Genomic DNA, 2,041 nt, shown 5'->3' with positions numbered 1-2,041 from the left:
CAGTGCGGGCAAGTAATCAAAGTGTCACTATAATCTAGGGTATCGGCACTGCTATATGAGCCTCTAGATTGCTCTTGGTAGAGCGCATCGCATTGACTGCAGCGATTTTGCCAAAGATTGCCATGTAAATGGGTGACATTACTACCAGCCTGCTCATGCAGATCGTCGACATTTTGGGTAATAAGCGTCAATTGCTGCTCGGTAGATTGGCTATCATATTGCCACTGCGCTAAAGCTTCATGTGCAGGATTTGGTTTTTTCTCAGCGACCAATTGCCTGCGCCACTGATACCATGACCACACCAGTTTTGGGTCGCGAGCAAAAGCATCAGGCGTTGCCAAGTCCTCAGCTACATAATTTTCCCAAAGGCCTGTTTGCTTATCTCGAAATGTTGGAATGCCACTTTCTGCTGAAATCCCAGCGCCCGTTAAAATACAGATGCGCTGTTTTGAGCCCAGCAATTTGGCAGCGCGCTCGACTTCGGCTATTAACGCAGGTGATAATTCTGTTAACATGAGCCATCCCTTTTTAAGATTGGATATAGACTTCTATGATAGATGGTATTTGGTGGCTTGTCATATTGCTCGCGGTTGTCATTGGACTATGGGTATTGGCAAAATCGCGCGCGCCTAAAGCCGCCGATAAGCGCAACCTAGAGCCGGGGCGCGCAAAAACACCACTCAATGATGCGCTACAAAAAACTGCAGAATTGGTTAAGCAGTATTTTCCTGACTACCGTGTCAACCGTAAAGCCAATCATTTACTGATTAGCAAGCAAGATAAAAAAGTGGCTATGATTACGATTGATAAAAAGCTTGCCGCCGGTCAGCGCCGTTTGGGTGACGTACCCGTGATTAATTATCACCGTGTCCCCAGCCGCGCTCAGCTAACAGCGAATTTGCAAGATGCAGAGTAGGTTTTTATAAATTAAATAGATTTAACAACATTATATACAACATTTTATCGTTGATAGCGCACAGTGATAGGCAGCAGTTAAGAGCGTAACGCCTTGCTGTTAAAGTGTTATGAGGTAATAGGTAGGACTAGAAAAGGGTAAAACATGAGTGATTATGATGATTGGTGCGCTCGGCGGGAATCGAACCCACGACCCTCGGCTTCGGAGACCGATACTCTATCCAACTGAGCTACGAGCGCATAATTGATCGACTAAGACCCAATTAACTAATGACGTGTATAAATAAGTGCAATTGGTTGTCGTTAGAACGAAAAGGCGTCTAAAAATTAAGACCGCTTAGTCTAACAAATAAAAGTCATAAAGCCAACGAATGAAGACCGCTATTGGCGTTTTTTAAGAAAAAACACCATAGTCGGCAAACAGGCATGGCAATCTACCTGTCTTTTCCCTTATAATGTCAGGGAGAATTCATATTTATAATCACCGATTACAAGCGCGCCCGTATGCGGGATGGCTGTTTGCTATTGATAACTGCTTGGTTATCAAAGGAGGACAAACAGAATGTCCAAGTCGTGTCGGCCCTTGTATACGCAATAAGAGAACGTGACGAATGAGAAAAGTAGTTATGTTATCGGCAGCTGCCATTCTAGGAATCGCTAGTATCGCTGTGAGCCAAGCCGAAAGTGTTGTAGACACGCCTGTAACCGTATCTGATGTCGCAGAAGGGCAAGAGGTTGTCGATAACTTGCCTGAAAAATTGGGTGACGATACCAAAGCTGCTGCTGATACTACCGATGGCGCTGCAGCTACCGATGAAGCTGCGTCAGCAGACGCAAGCGCTGCCGAGGCGCCCGCTGAAGAAACAGCCGCTGCTGCACCTGCGGCTGAAGAAGAGCCTATCCCGCAAGATACGCCACAAGTACAAAAGCTCATCGCTTTGTATCCTAACTTGATTGCTCGTATTCAGCCGGTGGCTAAAGTCTGTTTTGAAGACGACGAAGTATGTGATGTCACTGCACGTTCTGCAGGTCCAGCAGCAGGCGATGGTCCGCGTGATGGTAAAGCCGTTTACAGCGCTGTCTGCCAAACGTGTCACGCCTCAGGTTTACTTGGCTCTCCTATGTT

At 46.4% G+C, this 2,041-nt stretch carries 3 protein-coding genes and 1 tRNA gene; 2 read left to right on the top strand and 2 right to left on the bottom strand.

Features of this window, described 5'->3' with window-relative positions; translation table 11 throughout:
* Positions 1-515: Sir2 family NAD-dependent protein deacetylase (locus V7D75_RS10095; protein ID WP_333614457.1), on the bottom strand; the 515-nt coding region annotated here is incomplete at its 3' end.
* A 35-nt stretch (positions 516-550) separates the two neighbouring features.
* Here V7D75_RS10095 and V7D75_RS10090 point away from each other — a divergent pair.
* Entirely contained in the window at positions 551-916 is a 366-nt protein-coding gene (locus tag V7D75_RS10090; RefSeq protein WP_333614456.1) for a hypothetical protein, read from the top strand.
* Between the two features lie 162 nt (positions 917-1,078).
* Here the strand turns inward: V7D75_RS10090 and V7D75_RS10085 are convergent.
* A tRNA-Arg gene (locus V7D75_RS10085) sits at positions 1,079-1,155 on the bottom strand.
* A gap of 386 nt (positions 1,156-1,541) precedes the next feature.
* On the opposite strand from V7D75_RS10085, the gene V7D75_RS10080 reads away from it, so the two are divergent.
* A partial coding sequence (locus V7D75_RS10080; protein ID WP_442968951.1) for a c-type cytochrome occupies positions 1,542-2,041 on the top strand: 500 nt, incomplete at its 3' end.

This window comes from Psychrobacter sp. (assembly GCF_036731945.1).
Lineage (GTDB): Bacteria > Pseudomonadota > Gammaproteobacteria > Pseudomonadales > Moraxellaceae > Psychrobacter.
This window is presented reverse-complemented; position numbering and strand designations above follow the sequence as displayed.

Bases quoted from the DNA above. Each gene is read 5' to 3' on its own strand.
- V7D75_RS10090 (WP_333614456.1), top strand. From the start codon at position 551: ATGATAGATGGTATTTGGTGGCTTGTCATATTGCTCGCGGTTGTCATT.